This is a genomic window from Dactylosporangium sp. NPDC050688 (genome assembly GCF_040654515.1).
GTDB lineage: Bacteria > Actinomycetota > Actinomycetes > Mycobacteriales > Micromonosporaceae > Dactylosporangium.
This window is the reverse complement of the sequence record NZ_JBFAIC010000001.1, coordinates 392082-415239: the sequence shown is the minus strand read 5'-3', so window position 1 is coordinate 415239 and position 23158 is coordinate 392082. Positions and strand designations below refer to the sequence as shown.

Here is a 23158-nt window from a genome sequence, read left to right as displayed (position 1 = left end):
CCGGGGGTGGCGCCATCAGTTGAGACACTGTCCACCGGCAGTTTCCCGATGATCGTGCGCTGTCCAGGTCGTCCATGTGCCTGGTGGCTGGTCGCTCTGGTGCACGGGAGCTCAGAGCTCGCGTTCGCCGCCCGTGAACGCCTCGGCGCGGGCCCGGCCGTCGACGCTGTGGCTGAACACCCGGGCGTCGCCGTCGGCGGTGTGCGTCTGCCCGGTCAGCGTCGCGTGCAGCGGCATCGCCGACGTCATCTCGGCCCGCACCCGCGGCAGCGACGACGGGTGCGCGTCACGCAGCCACGTCACCATGTGCTCCCTGATGAAGCACCGCAGGTCCCACAGCTTCGGCGCGTCCGTCGCGCTCACCAGCGCCCGCAGCCGCATCGCGCTGCCGGTCGCCTCGACCACCTGCAGGACCGAGACCCGCCCGTCCCACAGGTCCGTCGACTCCAGCGCCCGGCGCAGCTCCTCGCGCGCCTCCGGTACCGGCAGCCACCAGTCGACGTCCAGCATGACCTCACCGAGCAGGGCCGCCTCGGTCCGCGTCCAGTTCTGGAACGGCTTCTCCGTGAAGTACGACGTCGGCAGGATCAGCCGCCGGTCGTCCCACACGTGCACGACCACGTACGACAGCGTGATCTCCTGGATGCGCCCCCACTCCTCCTCGACGATGACGACGTCGCCGAGCCGCACCGCGTCGCTGAACGCCAGCTGCAACCCCGCGAACAGGTTGCGCAGCAGGCTCTGTGCCGCCAGACCGGCGATGATGCCGGCAAACCCCGCGCTGGCCAGCAAGCTCGTGCCCAGTATGCGGGCCTGCGGGAACGTCATGAGCATCACGCCACCGGCGATCACCGCGACCGTCGCGACCGTCACCCGCCGGATCATCACCACCTGCGTGTGCACCCGCCGCGCCTGCCGGTTGTCCGGCACGTCCGTGCGGAACCGCGCCAGCGCCGCATCCTCCGCCACCACCAGCAGCGCCGCGACCAGCCACGCCACCGTCCCGATGATGAGCAGCTGGTCCACGTGCAGGAACGTGTGCCGCCAGTCCGCCTCGTCGGCCGACCCCCGCACCGCGAAGTACACCGACGCCAGCACCACCACCCACTGCGTCGGCCGGTGCGCCTTCGTCGCCAGCTCGGTCAGCAACGCCGAGCGCCGCCCCGCCCGCAACAGCACCACGTGCGCGGCCTGCACCAGCAGTACCGCGACGACCGCCGCCCCGAGCGCGATAACGGGCGGCGTAAGAGTGTCGATGAGCGTCTCTTGCATTCGGCACCAGGTACCCGCGCCCCCTGGCCCCCTAACGTGTCCTGCGTCGCAACCACCAGACAACCGTCCCGGCAACCACCCCGGCACCGACCACCAGCCACCCCGGGCTCACCGCGCCACGCTGCTGCCGCTGCCCGGCCGACGGCTGACCGGCGGGCTGACCGGCGCTGCTGGGCTGACCAGCGGGTTGGCCGGCGCTGCTGGGGTCGGCCGGCAGGGTCGCGGTGAGCGCGGCGACCGGGTTGACGATGCCGTACCCGTACTCGTCGTCACGGCCCGGCTTCCCGCGATCGGTGGCGGTGGCGGTGAGCCGGCGGACCACCTCGGCCGCGGGGAGGTGGGGGTATTTCGCCCGTACCAGGGCCACGACCCCGGCCACAATCGCCGTCGAGTTGCTCGTGCCGTCCCCCGTGCCGTACTTGCCGAAAACGTCCAACGAGATGATGTCCGTGGCGGGTGCCGACAGCACCACTTCCGGCCCTGTCGCCGAGATGGTCGCGTGGGTTCCGTCACGATCGGTCCCACCCACCGCGAGGACGCCCGGGATCTTGGCCGGAAACCCAACGCGTGCAGTCGCCGGGGCATTTCCCGTGCCTGCGACAACGACCACGTCGGCGCGTATCGCCGCTTCTACCGCGTTCTTCACGACGGGATATTCACTGGTCACGGCCGCAATGCAGATGATCTTCGCGCCGTGCGCGGTCGCCCAGTCGATACCGGCAGCCAAGTTGGTCGGTGAGCCGCCGAACTCGCTGTGAACGGTCTGCACCGGAAGGATCATGGCCTTGGGCGCGATGCCGAGCACACCGCTGTCATTGGGCAGTCCCCGCCCCGCGATCAGGCCGGCCATGGCAGTGCCGTGTCCGTCGGTGTCATCCTTTCCCTCTCCGGAGGCACCCTCACCGAACTCCTTTCCTGGCATCACCGCACCGGCAAGCTCTGGGTGCCGATCGTCCACCCCCGTGTCGGCAACCGCGACGATCACGCCCTCACCCTGGCTCAACCGCTGAGCCTGAAGCACATCGAGGGCAGCAAGATGCCATTGCCTACTGCGTACGCTGTCGGCATGGGCAGGCGCAGGCGCAATCAGACCTGCCGCTGTAACCGCCAAGACCAACAGGACCGGTGCTCGACGGGCGGTCACCGATCAATTCCAAGGACTCCGGGGCCGACGTCGTGGGGACGCTCTTTCGTTGCCTCGATCAAGGGTGTCACCCCTCGTGGGACCACCCATTGCGACTCATCGTCGGATTGAGACTGGCTTCGAGCCACATACTCCTCGAAGGAACGGTCGCGGTTGCCGCCCGCAGCGCCATGAGACCTGACCATCGGGCCGCCGACCGGAGCGCCGGACAACCGCTGGGCTGGCTGCGATCCCCCGGCACCTGCGCGAGGCATCGCAGCGCCGGCCGGTGGCATTCCTATGACGGGTCCGCGGGCGCTGGGGGCCCGTGCCTCAGATTGTGCCGGGACGGTAAGAGGACCACCGATGATGCCATTCGAAATTGCTGCCACGTCACGCACGCCTGGAACACCGGTCTTGAGATCAGAATGAGTGCCGCCCGGAATCGACGACGGCTCGAAAGGTCTGCCGGCTGCCAGGTCGAAGTCGTCATCGATCTCATGCACATCGACGGGCGCAGGTGGATCGAAGGTCGGCGGAGCGAGGTTCGTGAGGTGCGTGCCACCGCCACGCCCGGAACCTGTCGTCCTCGGTTTGTTGCCGGAGATCTGTCCCGGTCCGGACGACTCGAGTTCCACACGGTCACGGATGGTGTCGTAGTTCGGCAGGCTGACAGCGAGATTCGCCGTCGCCTCCGCCACCACTTCGTCGGATCTCACGAAGGTCTGACGCGCAAGTTCGTCGAGCGACTTCTGTGTCTGCCGCCTGACCCGCGGATCAGGATATGACGCGGCGGCATTGTATTTTGCGACCAACGGAGCGAGGTCAGCACGCAGCTCGGCTATCACGGCAACGATGTGGGACACATTGGTCCGAACCTCCGCCGCCCCCAATGCTGTCTGCGTCATCGCATCAATCATGTCGTTGACCCGCTGCAGAAATGCCATCGCCGCGGCGCTGCGGTCGGAAGGCCACCCCTCGGCAAGCCGATCCCGCAGGGCTCTCAACCGGTCCCGGTGTACCTCCAGAGCGATCTGCTGACGCCGAAGGGTGGCCAGGTGCAGGTGGGCATCTACGGCGTCGTCGGCGGCGACCATTTCCCACAGCTCCGGCAGCCGCCACCGGCGGTACGACTCGGCCATCAGGCGGACCTGCCCGTCTTCGGGTCGTGCTGCGCGGCCCAGATGGCGTCGTCAACCTTCGTCGAGGCGACGGCCAGGCTGGTCTTGAACTGGTCGCCACTCAGCTGGTCCGCATGCGCATAGGCCGCGACGACCTCCTCGGCCGCCTGGACCAAGACCGCGCCGTTGTGGACGAAGGCGTCCATCAGGTCCAGCAGTTCGATCAGTTTGCGGTGGTACAGCGTGGCCGCCGCCTGGACGTCGGGGCTGGCGGTGCGGGTGCCGAACGACGGGGTGTCGACGAACGTGCGCAGGATCTGGTCGTGCTCGGGTGACAGGTGCGCGGTCAGGTCGGCGTGCAGGCCCGCACCGAACGAGCGGACCGCCTCCAGGTCGACCGTGAAGCCCGACTGGTGATCACTCATCGCGTCCTCCCCGCCACGATGTGCAATAGACAGTCGTGACGGTACAGCAACTCCGAACCCCCGTGACGCCCCGGAATCGCACCAACCGCACAGCGTGACAACCGCTACTCGGACCGGCGGCGGCTCCGGAGCAGCAGCAGGGCGCAGGCAGCCACCGTCCCGCCGCCGAGGAGGACCCAGACCACCGCTGGCAACCGGCCGGAGCCACCGCCCGGCCCGGCGCGGCCAGCGGGGGGCGATGCGGCAGGAGCCGGCGGCCCGATCGACGCGGTCAATGCCGCGACGGGGTTGACGATGCCGTAGCCGTACTCGTCGTCGCGGCCGGGCCTGCCGCGGTCGGTCGCGGTGGCGGTCAGCCGCCGGACGACCTCAGCGGCGGACAGAGTGGGATATTTTGCCCGTACCAACGCCACCACCCCAGCCACGATCGCCGTCGCATTGCTGGTGCCCTGGCTCGTGACGTACTTACCGAACGTGCCGGTCGAGATGATGTCCACGGCCGGAGCGACGAGCGCGATCTCCGGCCCGGTCGCCGAGATCGGCGCGTGGTTGCCCGCCCGGTCGGTCCCGCCGACGGCGAGTACGCCAGGCAGGCGTGCCGGGAAGGCGACGCCGGTGTCCTTCGGGGTGTTGCCCGCGCCCGCGACGACCACGACATCCGCCCGGAGGGCCGAGTCGATCGCCTGGCGCATCTCCGGGTACTCGCTCGTGCCGGCGGCGACGCAGATGACCCGGGCGCCCTTTGACACGGCCCATGCGATGCCGGCGGCGAGCGCCGTGGGGGCGCCGCCGAAGTCGCCGTGGATCGTCTGGACCGGCAGGATGGTGGCCTTCGGAGCGATACCCAGGACACCCGCGCCGTTCGGCAGCCCGCGGCCCGCGATGAGCCCGGCCATCGCGGTGCCGTGGCCGTCGGTGTCGGCGCGGCCGTCGCCGGAGGCGCCCTCACCGAACTCCTTTCCGCCAATGACCGCTCCGGCAAGCTCGCCGTGCCGGTCGTCGACGCCGGTGTCGGCGACCGCGACCAGCACTCCGTCACCCTGGCTGCTCTGGTGCGCGCGGACCACGTCGAGGGCCGTGAGGTGCCATTCGCGGTCCCGGACGCTGTCCGCGTGTGCCGGAGCCGGCGACAGCCACGACAGGACGGCGAGTGTCACGGCAACGCCGAGGGGGCGGAGCCTACGCTTCCTCAACGGTCGATCCCCAGGACGCCGGGTCCTGGGTCGTGGTCCCGGTGGGCCGCCGCGGACCGGGTGATCACTGGGGCGACCCCTTCCCTGACCGACCATGTCTCAGCCTGGGCGTCGTGCGAGTCACGCCGGCGCGTGCCTTCCGCGGCGGGGGTGAGACGACCCGCGTGCGGGCTGCCGATGAACGGGCGTCCGGTCGTCTGCACCGGCACCGTCCGGGAAACGGCCGCCGCCGGGTCTTCGCCCAGCCCGCCTGGTCCGTGCAGGACCAGGCCACCGCTCGCCGTGACACTCCGCACGCCCGGCTGGACGCCGTTCGGGTGAACGCCGGGCGCGGAACCGCCGGGGTCGGCGGCCTGCGGCAGGCCAGTGAGGCCGAAGCCGTCCTGCTCCGGGCCCCCGAGCCCGGTGCGGTCCGGCTCGATCACTGGTGCCGGAGGGTCGAAGCGCGGCGACGGCAGGACCGTCCGCACGGACGAACCGCCGCGCGCGATCGCGCCGCCGGACGACGTCGTCGTCGTCGTCGAGCTGGACTCCTCCCGGCGATCCCAGCTGAAGCGGGAGTAGCTGGGCAATGGGACGTCGAGCTTGCCCAGGGCTTCGGCCACGGTGGCATCCGCGGTGACGAGGATGCGCCGCGCCCGGTCGTCCAGGAGCCGCTGCGCGTTTGCGGTCACCCTGGGGTCGGCGGCCGCGCCCGCCCGTTCATAGTCGGCGACCAGGGGCTCCATCTCGGCTCGCGCCTGGACGATCGCGTCGGTCACGTGCACGAGGTTGGCGCGCAGCTCACCCGCCCCGCGCGCCGTCAGCACAATGGCATCGATCATGTCGTTGACCTGCTGGATGAACGCCATGGCCGCCTCGCTCTTCTCGGGTGGCCACGCCACAGCGAGCTGGTCCCGGAGGGCTCGCAGGCGGTCGCGTTGGGTTTCCAGGGCGGTCTGCTGGCGGCGCAGGGTGGCGAGGTGGAGGTGGGCGCCGGCGGGGTGGTCGGCGGCGAGCATCTGCCACAGTTGCGGCAGCCGCCAGCGCCGGTAATCGTGATCACTCACCGCGTCCTCCCCGCCACGATGTGCAATAGACAGTCGTGACGGTACCGCAGGATCAGCCGTGGTAGGTGGCGGGCATGTCGCAGGCGTCGAGGCTCTGTTCGTAGCCGTCGAAGAAGGCACCGGTGCGTTGGGCGGCGGAGCCGTGGGCGCCTTCCTTGAACCAGGGTTCGTCGTCGGGGTCGGCGACGGAGAGCAGGCCGGAGCGCAGCTCGTCGAGGTCGCCGTCCTCGAGGGTGAAGTAGCCGAGCTTGATGGAGTCGCCGATGTACGCGCCGGCGAAGCAGTCCGCCTGCAGCTCCTGCTGGATGGTGAATTGATAGTTGATGCCGAGGCGTTGCTGGACGGCGTGGCCGTACTCGTGGCCGAGGAGGTAGAAGACGAAGGCGTCGCCGAGCTCCTGGTAGACCTCTTCGGACCAGTTGACGTCGTAGGCGATGAAGTCGCCGAGGGGACAGTAGGCGGCGTTCTGCGTCGGGATCGGCTGTGCGCCGCACATGAGCTCGCCGTCGATGCGGTACGGCACGACCCGCGAAACGGGACGGAAGCCGACGATCCGGGAGCTCCAGTACCGCTCGACGACCCGCAGCGCGATGCTGACGTCGCTGGCGAACGTCGAGTCCGATGAGGGCGACGGAGCCGAGTAGGCCGGAGGCGAGTAGGCGGGGGCCGAGTAGGCGGGCGCCGCGGAAGGGGTAGGAGCGGCGGTAGGCACGGGGAGCGAGGGGATCCGCGGCGCCCAGAACGGCGGCGGGTCGGCCGGAGCGGCCGCCGCGGGACCGCCGAAGACCAGCAGAAACACGGTGCAGAGCAGCGAAGCGGACAGCGGGGTGCGGTTCATGGCCGAGGGGTACCCGGGAAGCGGCCCCACATGAGAGCCGCTCCCGATTCGCAACCCTAGGCGGACAGCGCGACCGCCGACGGCTCGACCGGCGCGGGCAGCGTGCCGTCGCCGCCCAGGTACGCATGGATCGAGGCGGCCGCCGAGCGGCCCTCGGCGATCGCCCAGACGATGAGCGACGCGCCGCGGTGCATGTCGCCGGCGACGAAGACGCCCGGCGCGGAGGTCTGCCAGTCGGGCCCGCTGTCGATGCCGCCGCGGCGGTTGCGGGTGAGGCCGAGGTTGTTGAGCAGCGGGCCGGGTTCGGTGCCCTCGAAGCCGATGGCGAGCAGGACCAGGTCGGCCGGGTAGAGCCGCTCGGTGCCGGGCACCTCGGTGACGACCCGCCGGCCATCCACCCTGGACACCTGGACCTCGGCGATGCGGACCCCGGTGAGGTCGCCGTCGTCGTTGCCCTCGAAGGCGGTGACGGCGACGGCGAAGGCGCGCTCGCCGCCCTCCTCGTGCGCGGGGTAGTTGCGCAGGATCCACGGCCAGGTCGGCCACGGGTCGCGGGACTCGTCGCGCTCGGCCGGGGGCACCGGGTACTGGTCGAGCTGCAGCACCGACCTGGCGCCCTGGCGGTGCGCGACGCCGAGGCAGTCGGCCGCCGTGTCGCCGCCGCCGATGATGATCACGTTCTTGCCGGCGGCGGAGATGGAGGCGGCGGGGACCCGGCCGGCGACGACCCGGTTGGACTCGACGAGGTGCTCCATCGCCAGGTGTACGCCGGCGAGCGAGCGCCCCGGGGTCTCGGGCGTGTCCCGGCCCTGCAGCGCGCCGCAGGCCAGCAGCAGCGCGTCGTGGCGGGCCCGCAGGTCGTCGACGGAGACGGTGATGCCCACGTTGACACCGGTCTGGAAACGGACCCCCTCGGCCCGCAGCTGGTCCAGCCGCAGGTCGATGTGGCCCTTCTCAAGTTTGAAGTCGGGAATGCCGTACCGCAGGAGGCCGCCGAGGGCGTCGTCGCGCTCGTACACCACGACGTCGTGCCCGGCCCGGGCGAGTTGCTGCGCGGCGGCGAGCCCGGCGGGGCCGGAGCCGACGACGCCGACGCTCTTGCCGGACCGCTCGGGCGCCGGGCGGGGGGTGACCCGTCCGGCGGCGACGGCCCGGTTGATGATCTCGACCTCGATCTGCTTGATCGTGACGGGCTGGCCGCCGGCGATCGACAGCACGCACGCGGCCTCGCACGGCGCGGGGCACAGCCGCCCGGTGAACTCCGGGAAGTTGTTGGTCGCGTGCAGGGCCTCGATCGCGAAGTCCCAGTTGCCGGTGCGGACCAGGTCGTTCCAGTCGGGGATGCGGTTGCCGAGCGGGCAGCCGTCGTGACAGAAGGGGATGCCGCAGTCCATGCAGCGGCTGGCCTGCTCGGTGATCAGTTCGTCGGACGCGGACGGGTACACCTCGCGCCAGTCGCGCAGCCGGACCGGGACGGGGCGCCGGGCCGGCAGTCGCCGCTCGTAGCGCAGGAAACCGTTCGGGTCAGGCACGTGCCACCTCCATGACAGCCGCATCAACATCGCGGCCGGCAGCCTCGGCGGCCCGCTTGGCCTCCATGACGCGCTTGTAGTCGCGCGGCACGACGGCGGTGAACTGGGTGACAGATTCGTCCCAGTTGTCCAGGATCCGCGACGCCACGGCGGAGCCCGTCTCCTCCAGGTGCGTGCGCACCAGCGACCGCAGCACAGCGGTGTCGGTGACCGGCTCCAGGTCCACCAGCTCGGCGTTGACCAGCGAACGGTCGAGGTTCCAGACGTACGCGACGCCACCGGACATGCCGGCGGCGAAGTTCCGCCCGGTCGGGCCGAGCACGACCACGGTGCCGCCGGTCATGTACTCGCAGCCGTGGTCACCGACGCCCTCGACGACCGCGACGGCCCCGGAGTTGCGCACGGCGAACCGCTCGCCGGCCTTGCCGCGCATGAACAGCGCACCGCCGGTGGCGCCGTACAGGGCGGTGTTGCCGCCGATGATCTGCTCCTCGGCCGCGAACGGGGCGGTCGGGTCGGGGCGCACGACGAGCCGCCCGCCGGACAGGCCCTTGCCGACGTAGTCGTTGGCGTCGCCGAGCAGGCGGAGGGTGACACCGTGAGGGACCCACGCGCCGAAGGACTGCCCGGCGGTGCCGCGCAACGTAACGTCCACGGTGTCGTCGGGGAGGCCCGCACCGCCGACCCGGCGCACAATCTCGCCGCCGAGCATCGCTCCGACGGAGCGGTGCTCGTTGCGGACGGCGATCTCCAGCTTGATCGGGTTGCCCTCGTCGAGGGCCGGCGTGACCGCCGCGATGAGCTGGTTGTCCAGCGACCGCTCCAGGCGGTGGTCCTGCTTGGTGGTCTGGCGCCGCGCGGCGTCGTCGGCGAGGGGAGGAACGTGCAGCAGCGGGGTCAGGTCGAGCCCGCCGGCCTTCCAGTGATCGACGGCCGGACGCACGTCGAGCAGCTCCGTGTGGCCGATCATCTCGTCCAGCGTGCGGAAGCCCAGCTCGGCCAGGTATCCGCGGACCTCCTCGGCGAGGAACCAGAAGAAGTTCTCGACGAACTCGGGCTTGCCGGTGAACTTCTTGCGCAGCGCCGGGTTCTGGGTGGCGATGCCGACCGGGCACGTGTCGAGGTGGCAGACGCGCATCATGATGCAGCCCGACACGATGAGCGGCGAGGTCGCGAAGCCGAACTCCTCGGCGCCGAGCAGCGCCGCGATGATGACGTCCCGGCCGGTCTTGAGCTGGCCGTCGACCTGGACGCTGACCCGGTCGCGCAGGCCGGACAGCAGCAGCGTCTGCTGGGTCTCGGCGAGGCCGAGCTCCCACGGCGTGCCGGCGTGCTTGAGCGAGTTGAGCGGCGAGGCGCCGGTGCCGCCGTCGTGCCCGGAGATCAGGATGACGTCGGCCTTCGTCTTGGCCACACCGGCGGCGACGGTGCCGACCCCGACCTCGGAGACCAGCTTCACGTGGACGCGGGCCGCCGGGTTGACGTTCTTGAGGTCGAAGACCAGCTGGGCGAGGTCCTCGATGGAGTAGATGTCGTGGTGCGGCGGCGGCGAGATGAGCCCGACGCCGGGGGTGGCGTGGCGGGTCTTGGCGATCCACGGCCACACCTTGTTGCCGGGCAGCTGGCCGCCCTCGCCGGGCTTGGCTCCCTGGGCCATCTTGATCTGCAGGTCGTCGGCGTTGACCAGGTACTCGGTGGTGACACCGAAGCGGCCGCTGGCGATCTGCTTGATGGCGGAGCGCCGGCGCGGGTCGTGCAGCCGCTCCGGGTCCTCGCCGCCCTCGCCGGTGTTGGACTTGCCGCCGATGCGGTTCATCGCGATCGCGAGGGTCTCGTGCGCCTCCATGGAGATGGAGCCGTAGGACATGGCGCCGGTCGCGAACCGCTTGACGATCTCGGTGGCCGGCTCGACCTCGTCGAGCGGCACGGCGGGGCGGACCCCGGTGCGCAGCTCGAACAGGCCGCGCAGCGAGCCGGCCTGCCCGGCGAGCTCGTCGACCTTCGCCGTGTACCGGCGGAAGACGTCGTACTGCCGGGACCGGGTCGCGTGCTGCAGCAGGAACACGGTCTCGGGGTTGAACAGGTGCAGCTCGCCCTCGCGGCGCCACTGGTACTCGCCGCCGACCTCGAGCCGCCGGTGCGCCGCCTCCGCCTCGTTGGCCGGGTAGGCCCGCGCGTGCCGGGCGGCGATCTCGGCGTGGATCTCGGCCAGGCCGATGCCGCCGATCTTGCTGGGCGTGCCGGTGAAGTACCGCTCGACCAGGCGCGGGTCCAGGCCGACGGCCTCGAAGACCTGGGCACCGCAGTACGAGCTGACGGTGGAGATGCCCATCTTCGACATGATCTTCAGGACGCCCTTGCCGAGCGCCTTGACGTAGTTGTGGACCGCCTTCTCCGGGTCGAGGCCGGGCAGCGCGCCGGTCGCGATGAGGTCCTCGGCGCTCTCGAAGGCCAGGTACGGGTTGACCGCGGACGCGCCGAAGCCGGACAGCAGCGCGACGTGGTGCACCTCGCGGCAGTCGCCGGACTCCACGACCAGCGACACCTGGGTGCGGGTCTGCTCGCGCACGAGGTGCTGGTGCACGGCGGCGGTGAGCAGCAGCGACGGGATCGGCGCCAGGTCGACGGTCGAGTCGCGGTCGGACAGCACGAGCACGCGCACGCCGTCCTCGATCGCCTCGGACACCCCGCGCATGATCTCCACGAGGCGGCGCTTGAGACCGGTCGCGCCGTCGCGGATCGGGTACAGGCCGGAGACCCGGACGGCCTTGAAGCCGGGCAGGTCGCCGTCGTCGTCGATGTGCAGCAGCTTGGCGAGGTCGTCGTTGTCGATGACCGGGTACGGCAGGGCGATCTGCCGGCAGGACGCGGGGCCTGGCTTGAGCAGGTTGCCCTCGGGGCCGATGGTGGCCCCGACGCTGGTGACGATCTCCTCGCGGATGGCGTCCAGCGGCGGGTTGGTCACCTGCGCGAAGAGCTGGGTGAAGTAGTCGTACATGAGCCGCGGCCGGGTCGAGAGCACGGCGACGGGCGTGTCGGTGCCCATGGACCCCAGCGGCTCGGCGCCGGTCCGCGCCATCGGCCCGATGAGGATCTTGAGCTCCTCCTCGGTGTAGCCGAAGGTCTGCTGGCGGCGCTGCACGGAGTCGTGCGTGTAGACGACGTGCTCGCGCTCGGGCAGCTGGTCGAGGTCCATGAGGCCGGCGTGCAGCCAGTCCCCGTAGGGCTCGGCCTGCGCCAGCTCGGACTTGATCTCGTCGTCGGTGCGGATGCGGCCGGCGGCGGTGTCGACGAGCAGCATCTTGCCGGGGGCCGAGCGGCCCTTCGCCACGATCGTCGCCGGGTCGAGGTCGAGCACGCCGGCCTCGCTGGCCAGCACGATCAGCCCGTCGGCGGTCTGCCACCAGCGGCCGGGACGCAGCCCGTTGCGGTCCAGGACCGCGCCGACGACGGTGCCGTCGGTGAAGGCGACGCTGGCCGGGCCGTCCCACGGCTCCATCAGGCAGGCGTGGAAGCGGTAGAACGCCTTGCGCAGCGGGTCCATGCGCGGGTCGTTCTCCCAGGCCTCCGGGATCATCATGAGCACCGCGTGCGGCAGGCTGCGCCCGGACAGGTGCAGCAGCTCGAGGACCTCGTCGAAGTTGGCCGAGTCGGAGGCCTCCGGCGTGCAGATCGGGAACAGCCGGCGGATGTTGCCCGGCAGGTTCTCCGTGGCCAGCAGCGCCTCGCGGGCCGCCATCCAGTTGCGGTTGCCCCGGATGGTGTTGATCTCGCCGTTGTGCGCGATCAGCCGGTACGGGTGCGACAGCTCCCACGACGGGAACGTGTTCGTCGAGAAGCGCGAGTGGACCAGGGCGATCGCCGAGGTGACGCGCTCGTCGGACAGGTCGGGGAAGAACGACACGACCTGGTCCGGGGTGAGCATGCCCTTGTACGTGATGGTGCGCGAGGACAGCGACGGCAGGTACAGCTGGATGCCCCGCTCGCGGGTCTCCCGCTCGGCCTGCTTGCGCACGCAGTAGACGACCCGGTCCAGGTCCAGGCCGGACAGCACGCTGCCGGGCGAGCCGAGCTTCTCCGCGGCGATGAAGACCTGGCGGATGCGCGGCATCGCGGTGAGCGCGGTCGCGCCGAGGTCGGTCGGGTCGGTCGGCACGTCGCGCCAGCCCAGCACGTGGGCGCCCTCGACGAGCGCGTACTTCTCCAGCACGCGCATCGCGCGCTGGGCCGCCTCGTCGTCGTTGGGCAGGAACGCCAGACCCGTCGCGTAGGAGCCCGCCTCGGGCAGATCCTGCACGCCGGACGCCTCGCGCAGGAACGCGTCCGGGATCTGGATCATGATGCCGGCCCCGTCGCCGGTGTTGGGCTCGGCGCCGCGGGCGCCCCGGTGGTCCATGCGCTGCAGCGCTGACAGCCCCTTGGCGACGACGTCATGGGACCGCCGGCCGTGGATGTCCGCCACGAACGCGACCCCGCAGGCGTCATGCTCAAAAGCAGGGTGGTAAAGGCCCTGCGGCTGCGGTCCCGGGTAACCCATCGGGCCTCCTGACGTCATCGATTGCGAGTCGGGACAACGTCGGCCCTGGAAACAGCTTGCGGAGCAGTCTTGCCAGTGTACGCGAAGATTGAGGCGGAATCCTCATGTGTGGTCCGCAGCCCGTCACGCATGTTGCCGACCAACGTACCGTCTCCACCTCGGTGCGAGATACAGCATGAGATCGTGACAAATCCCACGAGCTCGCAGGTGGGACCGCATGTGGGAGTTTGACGGCCGCGGCCGGGCGGGTCCGCGACGGTCCGTTACCGAATCGGGACGCAACCTCCGGCAGTCTGGAACACGTCCAAGGGACGGATGGCTCATGCCAGCCGCTACTTCTTACGATGATGCCTGGCAAGATCGCCCGCCACCAGTTCAGCGACGAGATCGCTCAGGCGTTGAACCGACTGGCACAAACCTGGGATACACCGGTGTCACAACCGGTGCATGCTCTAGCCCAACGAAGGAGGTGTGGACATGGGAGTCTCCGCACGCGCACTGGCCACGATCACCGCTCTGGCGGGTCTGATCGCCCTCTCTGCTTGCAGTGCTGACGAAAAGCCCAAATGGAGCAACAGCGGCAGTGCCGGCGGCCCCTCGGCTTCCGCGTCCGCCGCGCAGCCAACCGCGACCCTGACCGCGCCGGCCGACGGTGCGACCGGCGTCTCGACCGCCACCGAACTCGCCCTGCAGGCGGCGCCCGGCGCGAACGCGTCGGTCACGCTGACGGACGCGTCCGGCGCCACGGTCGACGGCGCCCTCCGCTCGGACGGCACCACCTGGATCCCGGGGAAGCAGCTCAAATACGGCACGCAGTACACCGCAACGGTGACCTCGGCCGGCGACAGCGCCGGCAAGAAGATCACGTTCACGACCATGGCGAAGCCCGGCAAGACGGTCAACGTCTCGACGGCCCTGTCCGACAACAAGGTCTACGGCGTGGCCATCCCGATCGTCGTGCGCTTCGGCTCCAGCGTCCCCACGGAGCTGCGGGCGAGCGTCGAGAAGCGGCTGCTGGTCACCAGCACGCCGCCGCAGATCGGCACCTGGTACTGGTTCAACGGCGGCGAGGTGCACTTCCGCCCGAAGGAGTACTGGCAGACCGGCACGAAGGTCAGCGTCCGGCTGGCGACGGGTGGCCTGCAGCTGACGAAGACCGGCTGGGGCACCAGGGACGTCACGACGAACTTCACCATCGGTGACAAGATCATCATGACGACCGACGACAAGACCCACCAGATGACGGTGGAGAAGAACGGCGAGGTCATCAAGACCATCCCGGTCAGCCTGGGCAAGGCCAAGACGCCGAGCTCCAGCGGCCACATGGTCATCATGGACAAGCAGCAGTCCGAGCTGTTCGTGTCGACCGACCCGTCCGACCCGTACCGCGAGACGGTGTACCTGACGCAGCGCACCACCAGCGGTGGCGAGTACATCCACGCGGCCCCCTGGTCCGAGGGCGACCAGGGCAAGCGCAACGTCTCGCACGGCTGCACCAACGTCTCGCAGAAGAACGCGAAGTTCCTGTTCGACCTGACGAGGATCGGCGACGTGCACATCGTCAAGGGCACGCCGCGCAAGCTGGCCTGGGGCAACGGCTGGACCGACTGGGACAAGCCCTGGGAGGAGTACGTCAAGGGCAGCGCCCTCCCGCCGCCGACCCTGCCGGCCGCGGACCCGAGCGCGCAGCCGAGTGCCTCGGCCTCCGTCTCGCCGTCCGCCTGACGAAGGCCGGCCAACGCACGACCAGCAGCCCGAAGGGCCGCTGCCGGTTCCACCGCAACGGTGGGCTGACAGCGGCCCCTTCGCTGGTCCAGGATTGCTGCCGTGCTCGCCTGGATCGACCCGACGTTCCACGCCACCGAGGTCGTCCTCACGGCGCTGGTCGTGCTCGTGCTCACCGCCAGCGTCGTGCGCGCGTCGCCGGACCGGATGCGCTCGCGGATCCGCACCCGCGGACTGGCCGCGGCGTTCCGGCGGTCCGCGGCGACGAACACCCTCGCCGCCCTCATCGCCCTGGAGGCCGTCCTCGTCGGCCCCGACCTCGACCTCGCCGACCTGGGGCTGCGCCCGATCACCGTCGGTGACGTCCTGATCGCGCTGGGGTTACCGGCCGCGGCCGCCGCGACCGCGGCGCTGCTCACGATCCGCGCCGGCGCGATCGACCCCGCCGACGACCCGTTGGCGTTCCTGCGCCCCGCGACACCGGCCGAGCGCCGCTGGGCGGCCGTCGGGGCCCTCGCCGCCGGGGCCGGCGAGGAGATCGTCTTCCGGGGTCTGTTCATCGCCGCCGGTACGGCCCTGGGCCTGCCCCCATGGGCGGCGGCCCTGCTGTCCGCGGGACTGTTCGGCCTCGGCCACCGCTACCAGGGCGTGCGCGGGATGGTCGTGACGACCGGGGCCGCGGTCGTGTTCACCACCCTGTACGCGCTGACCGGCAACCTCATCGTCCCGATCGCCCTGCACGCCACCGTCGACCTGGTGTCGCTGCTGTTCGTCCCGGCACTGCTCGCCCGCCACGATCAGCGCCCCGCCGCGGCGGACACCGCGGGCGCGGCCACCGCCGGGGCGGACACCGCCGCGCTGGACACCGCCGCGGCGGACACCGTGGCGGGCACCGCCGCGGCGGATGTCGTGGGCGCGGACGGCGGCGGGGCAGACAGCGCGGCGGCGGAGGCCGGATCATGACGGCGCGTTCGAATGGACCGATCCGCGCTTCGACGTCGCCGGCGCCGCGCTGACCCTGCTCATCCTGGTGACGAGCGTCGCCGCCGCCCTGCACGGGTCGACGGCGAAGGCTCGCGCCGCCCGTGACCGGCTGGTCGCGACCCCGGGCGGCAGGCTCCGGCTGTACCACGGCGCCACCCGCGTCTCGGTGATGCTGGCGGTGGCCGCGGTCGCCGTCGGGTGGACCGACGGCGTCGACCTCGCCGACCTGGGCCTGCGCGCACCGGTCGCCGGCGACGCGATCATCGCCGCGCTCGCGATGGCCGCGATCATCCCGTCAAGCCTGGCCGGGGCCGCCCGGAGTGACGGAAATCGGATCTCGCGCGGGGATCGACGCACCGCTACCGTCTCGCCCATGGCTCTCGTCCGTCGCACGAACGTGCTCGGCCCCCACTCCAACCGTGTCGTCGCGGCCGCCTCGGTGACGCCCGCCGACGCCCCCGCGATCGGCCGGGCCCACGTGCCCGCCCAACCCGCTCCCGCCCAACCCGGCCCCGTGCAGACCGGCCCCTTCCAGCCCGGCGCCTCGACCCGCTCGGCGAGCGCCGAGGCCACGGCGGACGCCGGCGCCGCGCCCGGCGCGGAGGCGGCCGGGGAAGAGGTCGGGATCGCGATCGCGGCGGCCGGCCCGGCGGAGCCGATGCCCGGCGGCGAGGCCGCGGCCGTCCCGCCGCAGCCCGCGTCGGTGCTGTCGCTGGTGTCGGCGTTCGCCCTGGTCGCCGCCGGTGGCGCCGGGTCCTGGGCGCTGTGGCACTACAAGATCAACGCGCAGGCGATCCACCTGCCGGACGCGACGACGTTCTTCGCGGTGCTGTTCGCGTTCGCGACCGCGATCGAGCGGATCCTGGAGCCGTTCGCCCGGTTCCTGCCCGGCAAGCACGCCCGCGGCGAGCTGGAGGCGGCGGTGGCCAACCTCGCCAACAAGTACCATGACGCCACCCTCGACGACCTGATCCAGGTCGCGCACGCCAAGTCGATGCTGGAGAAGGGGCGGGCCAGCCGCGGCCTCGTCTCGTGGGGCATCGCGACTGCCGTGGCGACCGTCGCGTCGTCGGCCGGCGGCCTGTACCTGCTGCACTCCATCGCCGGGGAGAACTGGGACGGCATCCCGGTCTGGATCGACGCGATCGTCACCGGCATCGTGGTCGGCAGCGGCACGAAACCGCTCCACGACGTGATCAGCAAGGTGCAGAAGAACAAGGAGAAGTCCGAGGACACCCCCTGAGCCGCGTCAGATGACGAGCAGCCCGTCGGTCTGCGCGCTGTGCGTCAGGGTCGACAGGGCTGCCGGCACCTCCAGGAACGGCAGGTACGGCAGGTCGTACGGGTGCATCCGCAGCACCTGCGTGGCGTGGTGCCCGGGGACGACCCCCGTGGGGTAGGCCCGGGCGCAGCGCCGGTCGACGAGCCCGTGCCGGGTCGCGAACCCGGCGACCGCCTGCCACTCCGCCAGGTGCGCGACCGTCGGCAGCGGCATCCCGGGCGGCTCGGCGAACACGTCGACGGACGTGAACGGCTCGCTGCCCGCCAGCCACCACGACAGCGACCGCACCGCAGAGCGCAGCGGGTGTTCGCACCAGTACGGCACGAGCCCGGCCCGCAGCACGTGCCACGGGTCGAGGAGGCGGCCGCACTCCACGACGAGCCGGCCGCCGGTGCGGTCACAGGCCCGCAGCCATTGCCGGTACAGGTCGGCGACGGCCCCGCTGAGCACGTCCGGGTGCCGGTAGAGGACCTGGCGGACCGGGTGGCCGTGGGCGGAGCAGTACCGGCGCAGGTCCTCGACGAGCGCCCGGTCGACGGCCCGCTCGCCGTCGCTGTCCTCGCGGGGTGCCCGCCCGCGCAGCGACCGTTCGTCGCGGTAGTCGCCGGGGCCGAGGCCGCTGGCGCGGCTGCCGAGCTGGAAGCAGTAGCCGTCCTCGCCGGGGGACGTCTGCCAGCGGCTGACGTCGCGCACGACGACGACCGGCGCGTCCGGGTGCAGCCGTTCGGCGATGAACCGGCGGTACGCGGCCGGCAGCCGCCGCCACCGGACGACGGCGTACGCGGTCGCCGGGCCGGACCAGCCGCGCCACACCGGGTCGTACACCTGCCGCACTCCGACGTCAGGGTTGTCGGCGAGGATGTCACGGGCGAGGCGCTCACCGTCGGCCGCGGGGCGCTCACCGTCGGCGACCTCGGGGGTCGGCACCTCGAACGCGACCGGCAGCCACGGCACGCCGAGGGCCATCGCGAGGTGGACCGCGGCGCCGTGCGGCGAGCCGAGGACCAGGCCGCCGTAGCCGCCGTCGGGCAGCTGACCGACGAGCCAGGCGGCGACGTCCTCGGCGTCCAGCTCCCGCCGGGCGTGCCGGCCGGCGCCGCCCCTGTCCGCGCCGACCCGGCCGGCCCGGTCCATCGTCCACTGTGGAGCCGCGACGACCGGCCTGGCGACGCCGCCGCGGTATGCGAGGGCGCGTCCCGAGGCGATCGCTAGCGTGGCCCCCAGCCCGTTGGGCCACAACGACCCGACGTCCTGCGTGGCCTCGACCCGCCGCCTCATACCGCTCCTCGACTCCCGGGCTCCAACCACCGGTCACCCGACAGCGCTCTTCCCAGGCGCACCGCCGGTAAACCCTCGCCGCCCGAACCCGGCGCCGCGAACCCCCTCATGGCGCCGTGAGCTGCGAACCCGTAGACTCGCTACACATGAAGGCGGACGCGCTGCGCGGGCATCTCGACGCACTCCTGCTCGCGGTGCTGGACGGCGAACCCCGCCACGGCTACGCGATCATCGAGGCGCTGCAGGAGCGCAGCGGTGGCTCGCTGGCCCTGCCCACCGGCACGGTGTACCCGGCCCTGCGCCGCCTGGAGCGCGCCGGCTACGTGGAGAGCGCCTGGTCGACGGTCGGCGGGCGGGAGCGCCGCACATACCGGCTGACCAGCGCCGGCCGGAAGGTCCTGGCCGAGGAGCGCTCGGCGTGGCAGGAGTTCACCGCCACGATCGGCGCGGTGCTGCTCCCCCCGCCCGCGACTGCCTGACGCTCCCCCGCCGCGACCGCCGGCTGCCCTCCGCGCCGGCTGGTCGGCACAGCCCGGCGCCGGTCACACAGCGCCGGTCACACGGTGGCGGTCACACGGTGGCGGGGCGGGGTCTCGGGGTGCGGGCGGCGGCGACGCAGCGCACGGCGAGGCAGCCGGCGTAGCCGAACGCGGCCGTGTTGACGAGCATGCCGATGAGGACCGGGGGCCAGGTCGCGGCGGCCGGCCACTGGTGCAGGCTCAGCGCGAACACGGTGGCGCCGAGCAGGGCGTGCATGCCGAGGAAGACGACGGCCGCCTGGCCGACGAGCCGCGCGTACCGCAGGCCGTCGCGCAGGAAACGGCTGCCCCAGCCGAACCCGACGACGGCGAGGCCGGCGGCCCCCGCGGCGAGGAACGACGTGTACTGGAAATGGTCGACGAGCACCCAGTAGACGTGGCTGGCGCGGTCGTCGGTGCTCCACGAGGTGCGCCACCACATGAGCGGCTCGAGCAACGTCATGACCGGCAGGACGAGGGCGATCCAGGTCGAGACGCGGCGGCCCTGCAGCATGGCGAGCTCCGCCTGGTACGCGGGGACGACCTGCCGGTGCGCGCCGAAGTCGGCGACGGCGCGCCGCTGCGCGTCGAGCGGGTCGTGGCCGGCGTCGGCATACGCCTCGGCCGCGTCCAGAAGGCTGTCACGCGCCTCGGTCAGCATGTCGTGCCGGTGCCGGCGCGGCCCCCGCAGCGCGGCGGCGAGCCCGTCGACATAGACGTCGATCGGCCCGGAACCGTGTGAGACCCCGTCCACCCGTCAAGGTTCCCACACGCTGGTCCCGCACCGTCAACCTGCCGCCGCGGTCATGCCCGCCCGGCCGTCCTCGACGCGGACGATCCGGTCGAAGCGGCTCAGCTGCGCCGCGCGGTGCGTGACCACGACGACGGTCCGGGCCCCGGCGGCCCGCAGCGCGGTGTCGAGCACGGCGTCCGCGGCGGCCGGGTCGAGGCCCTCGGTCGGCTCGTCCAGCAGCAGCACGGGCGGCGCCGCGAGCAGCGCCCGCGCCAGCAGCAGCCGCTGCCGCTGGCCGCCGGACAGCTTCGCGCCGTCCTCGCCGACGATGTCGTCCAGGCGGTCGGCGTACTCCGGCAGGCCCGCGTCCATGAGTGCCCGCCGCAACCGCGCGTCGCCGGCGAGCGCACCGGCGCGGCCGACCAGCAGGTTGTCGCGGACGGTCGTGTGGAACACGTGCGCGTCGGCGAACACGCCCCCGGCGACCCGCCACGCCTCGACGCCGGCGGGCATGCCGTCGACGGAGCCAGCGGCGAGGGGTACCCGACCGGCGACCGCGGCGAGCAGCGTCGACTTGCCGGACCCGCTGGGCCCGACGACCGCGACCCGGCTGCCCGCGGGCAGCGCGAGGTCGACGCCGGTGAGCGCGGGCGGCAGGTCGTCGCGGTACCTGACGGTGACGCCGCGCAGCACGAGATCGACCGGACCCTCGAAGGGCTCACCGGCCGGACCGTCATCGGAGGGGTCGGCGCTGCCGGGGGCGCCCGCGGTGGCGATGAGGGCACGCACCCGGCGCAGCCCGCCGCGCAGCTCGGCGTGCCGGACGGCGGCGGCCGCGAGGGGCACCACGACCTCGCCGACGCTGAGCGCGACGAGCGCCAGCACCGGCGCCGCGCGCCCGCCGGCGAGCACCGCGATCCACACCGCGACGAGCGCCGGCACCAGCGCGGCCGCGCCACCCACGACCGCGGCGACCGTCGCGGCCCGGGCCTCCAGGGCGGCCAGGCGCCGGGCGCGGTCGGCGGTGCCGGCGAGGGCGGCGGGCAGGGCACCGTACGCGGCCAGCTCGGCCGCCCCGTGCACCACGTCGACGGTCGCGCTCGTCAGCTCGCCCCGGGCGGCCGGCGCGGACCGCGGGGTGAGCCGGTGCCCGGCCCACGGCAGCAGGACCCCGGCGAGCAGCAGGCCGGCGAGGAGGACCAGCCCGGCGCCCGGGTCGGCGAGCGCGACGCCGGTGACCCCGGCGAGCCCGACCACGGCGGCGACCCCGGCCGGCAGCGCGCCGCGCAGCACCGCGTCCTGCACGCCGTCGACGTCGGACACGACCCGGCTGAGCACGTCGCCGGACGGCACGGCGGCGGTCCCGGCCGCCGGCCGGGCGAGCGCGTCGAACGCCCGGGTCCGCAGGTCGGCGAGCACCCGCAGGACGGCGTCGTGGCCGGCGAGGCGTTCGGCGTACCGGAGCCCGCCCTTGACGAGCGCGAACCCCCGCACCGCCGCGATCGCCACCGCCAGCGCGGCGAGGGGTGGCTGCTCGGCGGCCCGGACGATCATCCAGGTGGCGGTGCCGACCAGGCCGACCCCGGCGACCTCGGTGAGCACGCCGAGGAGCCCGGCGAAGACCAGGCGCAGCAGCGCGCCCGGCCCGAAGAGCCGCACAGCCGGCACAGCGGTCACGGCGGTCACGCCGTCACCTCCGCACTCCGGCGCCGCCGTGCGCCAAGACTGAGCGCTCCTCCGCTGCGCTCCGGGCCGCGCGCCGGCACCTCCGCTGCGCTCCGGCGCCGCCGCGACCCGAACCTGAGCCCATGGTTCGCGGCTCCTCCGCTGCGCTCCGGGCCGCTCACGCCGGCACCGCCCCGGCGAGCGGCGCCGCGACGCCGTCCCTGACCTCGACGACCCGGGTCGCCACCGACAGCAGCGCGGGACGGTGCGCGACGAGCAGGGCGGTGCGGTCCGCGGCGAGCCTGGCGGCGGCCGCGATCACCGCCGCCTCGCTGGCCGGGTCGAGCCGCGCGGTCGGCTCGTCGAGCAGCAACAGGTCCGCCCCCGGCGAGCCAGCCGCCCCGCCTGGAGCAGCAGTGCCGTCCGGAGCAGTGGCGCCGCTGCGCAGCCAGGCCCGGGCCATGGCGAGCCGCTGCCGCTGGCCGCTGGACAGGCCGCGGTGGGTAAGGTCGGTGTCGTACCCGTCGGGCAGGGCGCGGATGAACGCGTCGGCGTCCGCAGCGACGGCGGCCCCGACGACGCGGTCCAGCGGCGTGTCCGGCGCGCCGAGGCGGATGTTGTCGGTGACGCTGCCGGCGAACAGGTGCGGCCGCTGCGGCAGCCACGCCAGCCGGGCCCGCCACGCGGCGAGGTCGAGGCCGGCCAGGTCGGCGCCGCCGACGAGGACCCGCCCCGCGCTCGGCGTGACGAACCCCAGGACGAGGGCGAGGATCGTGGACTTGCCGCCGCCGCTCGGGCCGACGAGCGCGACCCGGTCGCCGGGCGCGACGTCGAGGCTGAGGTCGCGCAGCGCCACCACGTCGCCGTAACGCACCTCGACCCGGTCGAACGCGAGCCCGGCGAAGCCCGCGTCGGGGAGGCGGGGCGATGTGCGTACCGGCGAAACCGGCGGCGCGTCGAGGACCCGGAAGATCTCCGCGGACGCCGCGAGCCCTTCCTGGCTGGCGTGGAACTTGGTGCCCAGCGCCCGCAGCGGCAGGTAGGCCTCCGGGGCGAGCAGCAGCACGACCAGGGCGGCGCTCAGCGTGAGCCGCCCGTCGAGCAGCCGCAGGCCGACGGGGACGGCGACGAGCGCCACGGACACGGTCGCCACGAGCTCCAGCACCAGCGCGGACAGGAACGCCAGGCGCAGCGTGCGCATCGTCGCGACCCGGTACGCCTCCGCCATCGCCCGGACCCGGCGGACCTGGGCCCGTTCGGTGCCGAACGTGCGCAGCGTCGGCAGGCCGGTGACGGTGTCGAGGAAGTGCCCGCCGAGGCGCTGCAGCAGGTGCCACTGGCGTTTGGTGCGGGCGCCGGTCTGCTTGCCGACGAGCACGCCGAAGATCGGGATGAGCGGCAGCGTCAGGCCGACGACGAGGGCGGACCTGGCGTCGGTGACCGCGAGCCAGCCCAGCGTGCCGAGGGGGACGGTGACGGCGAGGAAGACCTGCGGCAGGTACGAGGCGAGGTACCCGTCGAGCCCGTCGACGCCGCGCCCGGCGAGGGTGGCCAGCTCGCCGGCGCGCTGCCCGGCCAGCCAGCCGGGGCCGCGGGCGGTGGCGGCGTCGAGCAGCTCGACCCGCAGGTGCGCCTTGACCTGGGCGGTGGCCCGGCCGGCGAGGGCGGTGGCGGCGGCGCCGTGCACGCCGCGCAGCACCACGAACCCGAGGCAGGCGAGCGCGGCACCGGCGGAGACCGTGCCGGTGACGGCGCCGGACAGCAGCGTGGCGAGGCTGACGGCCTGCCCGACGACGAGGATCGCGGCCAGGACCGCCGAGCCGGCCAGCACCGTCACGTAGTGCCTGACCGGCCCGAGCCGGAGCAGTCTTCTGTCCATGAAA

At 72.7% G+C, this 23158-nt stretch carries 17 protein-coding genes; 4 read left to right on the top strand and 13 right to left on the bottom strand.

What is annotated here, in order from left to right:
• Window positions 1-111: 111 nt before the first annotated feature.
• The 9 genes from AB0H83_RS01955 to gltB all read right to left on the bottom strand — a co-directional run bounded on the left by AB0H83_RS01955 (window position 112) and on the right by gltB (window position 13090).
• A complete protein-coding gene (locus AB0H83_RS01955) occupies window positions 112-1272 on the bottom strand; it encodes a mechanosensitive ion channel family protein (RefSeq protein WP_360085264.1) in 1161 nt (386 codons plus the stop codon).
• A gap of 31 nt (window positions 1273-1303) precedes the next feature.
• Window positions 1304-2257 (bottom strand): S8 family serine peptidase, encoded by a 954-nt coding sequence (locus AB0H83_RS01950; RefSeq protein ID WP_360085261.1) that lies wholly within the window; start codon window positions 2255-2257, stop codon window positions 1304-1306.
• A gap of 155 nt (window positions 2258-2412) precedes the next feature.
• Window positions 2413-3537 (bottom strand): hypothetical protein, encoded by a 1125-nt coding sequence (locus AB0H83_RS01945; protein ID WP_360085258.1) that lies wholly within the window; start codon window positions 3535-3537, stop codon window positions 2413-2415.
• Entirely contained in the window at window positions 3537-3941 is a 405-nt protein-coding gene (locus AB0H83_RS01940; protein WP_360085255.1) for a hypothetical protein, read from the bottom strand. Before AB0H83_RS01940 ends, AB0H83_RS01945 begins: the two co-directional genes overlap by 1 nt.
• Window positions 3942-4045: 104 nt before the next feature.
• A complete protein-coding gene (locus AB0H83_RS01935) occupies window positions 4046-5098 on the bottom strand; it encodes a S8 family serine peptidase (protein ID WP_360085252.1) in 1053 nt (350 codons plus the stop codon).
• A 32-nt stretch (window positions 5099-5130) separates the two neighbouring features.
• Window positions 5131-6183, bottom strand: coding sequence for a hypothetical protein (locus tag AB0H83_RS01930; protein ID WP_360085248.1), 1053 nt, complete (start codon window positions 6181-6183; stop codon window positions 5131-5133).
• A 52-nt stretch (window positions 6184-6235) separates the two neighbouring features.
• A complete protein-coding gene (locus tag AB0H83_RS01925; RefSeq protein WP_360085245.1) occupies window positions 6236-7021 on the bottom strand; it encodes a neutral zinc metallopeptidase in 786 nt (261 codons plus the stop codon).
• Window positions 7022-7077: 56 nt separating this feature from the next.
• The gene (locus AB0H83_RS01920) at window positions 7078-8553 is read right to left on the bottom strand and encodes a glutamate synthase subunit beta (RefSeq protein WP_360085242.1); all 1476 of its coding nucleotides are present in this window, start codon (window positions 8551-8553) and stop codon (window positions 7078-7080) included.
• Window positions 8546-13090, bottom strand: a complete 4545-nt coding sequence (gltB, locus tag AB0H83_RS01915) for a glutamate synthase large subunit (protein WP_360085239.1) — start codon at window positions 13088-13090, stop codon at window positions 8546-8548. Before gltB ends, AB0H83_RS01920 begins: the two co-directional genes overlap by 8 nt.
• Window positions 13091-13567: 477 nt before the next feature.
• Here gltB and AB0H83_RS01910 point away from each other — a divergent pair, with 477 nt between their 5' ends.
• The 3 genes from AB0H83_RS01910 to AB0H83_RS01900 all read left to right on the top strand — a co-directional run bounded on the left by AB0H83_RS01910 (window position 13568) and on the right by AB0H83_RS01900 (window position 17042).
• The gene (locus AB0H83_RS01910) at window positions 13568-14815 is read left to right on the top strand and encodes an Ig-like domain-containing protein (protein ID WP_360085236.1); all 1248 of its coding nucleotides are present in this window, start codon (window positions 13568-13570) and stop codon (window positions 14813-14815) included.
• 102 nt (window positions 14816-14917) lie between these two features.
• Window positions 14918-15778, top strand: a complete 861-nt coding sequence (locus tag AB0H83_RS01905; protein WP_360085233.1) for a CPBP family intramembrane glutamic endopeptidase — start codon at window positions 14918-14920, stop codon at window positions 15776-15778.
• Window positions 15720-17042: a hypothetical protein gene (locus AB0H83_RS01900; protein ID WP_360085230.1), complete on the top strand. Its 1323-nt coding sequence runs from the start codon at window positions 15720-15722 to the stop codon at window positions 17040-17042. The genes AB0H83_RS01905 and AB0H83_RS01900 overlap by 59 nt, the downstream gene beginning before the upstream one ends.
• 6 nt (window positions 17043-17048) lie before the next feature.
• On the opposite strand, the gene AB0H83_RS01895 is transcribed toward AB0H83_RS01900, so the two are convergent.
• Window positions 17049-18359, bottom strand: a complete 1311-nt coding sequence (locus tag AB0H83_RS01895; RefSeq protein WP_360085227.1) for a hypothetical protein — start codon at window positions 18357-18359, stop codon at window positions 17049-17051.
• A 146-nt stretch (window positions 18360-18505) separates the two neighbouring features.
• On the opposite strand from AB0H83_RS01895, the gene AB0H83_RS01890 reads away from it, so the two are divergent.
• Window positions 18506-18838 carry a helix-turn-helix transcriptional regulator gene (locus AB0H83_RS01890; protein ID WP_344503111.1) on the top strand — a complete coding sequence of 111 codons (333 nt, stop codon included), beginning with the start codon at window positions 18506-18508 and terminating at the stop codon, window positions 18836-18838.
• A 91-nt stretch (window positions 18839-18929) separates the two neighbouring features.
• Here AB0H83_RS01890 and AB0H83_RS01885 read toward each other — a convergent pair whose 3' ends face one another.
• From AB0H83_RS01885 to cydD, 3 genes are all read right to left on the bottom strand, one after another.
• Window positions 18930-19631 carry a permease prefix domain 1-containing protein gene (locus AB0H83_RS01885; protein ID WP_360085223.1) on the bottom strand — a complete coding sequence of 234 codons (702 nt, stop codon included), beginning with the start codon at window positions 19629-19631 and terminating at the stop codon, window positions 18930-18932.
• A 33-nt stretch (window positions 19632-19664) separates the two neighbouring features.
• Entirely contained in the window at window positions 19665-21296 is a 1632-nt protein-coding gene (cydC, locus tag AB0H83_RS01880) for a thiol reductant ABC exporter subunit CydC (protein ID WP_360085221.1), read from the bottom strand.
• Window positions 21297-21453: 157 nt separating this feature from the next.
• Entirely contained in the window at window positions 21454-23154 is a 1701-nt protein-coding gene (gene cydD, locus AB0H83_RS01875; protein WP_360085218.1) for a thiol reductant ABC exporter subunit CydD, read from the bottom strand.
• Window positions 23155-23158 lie beyond the last annotated feature (4 nt).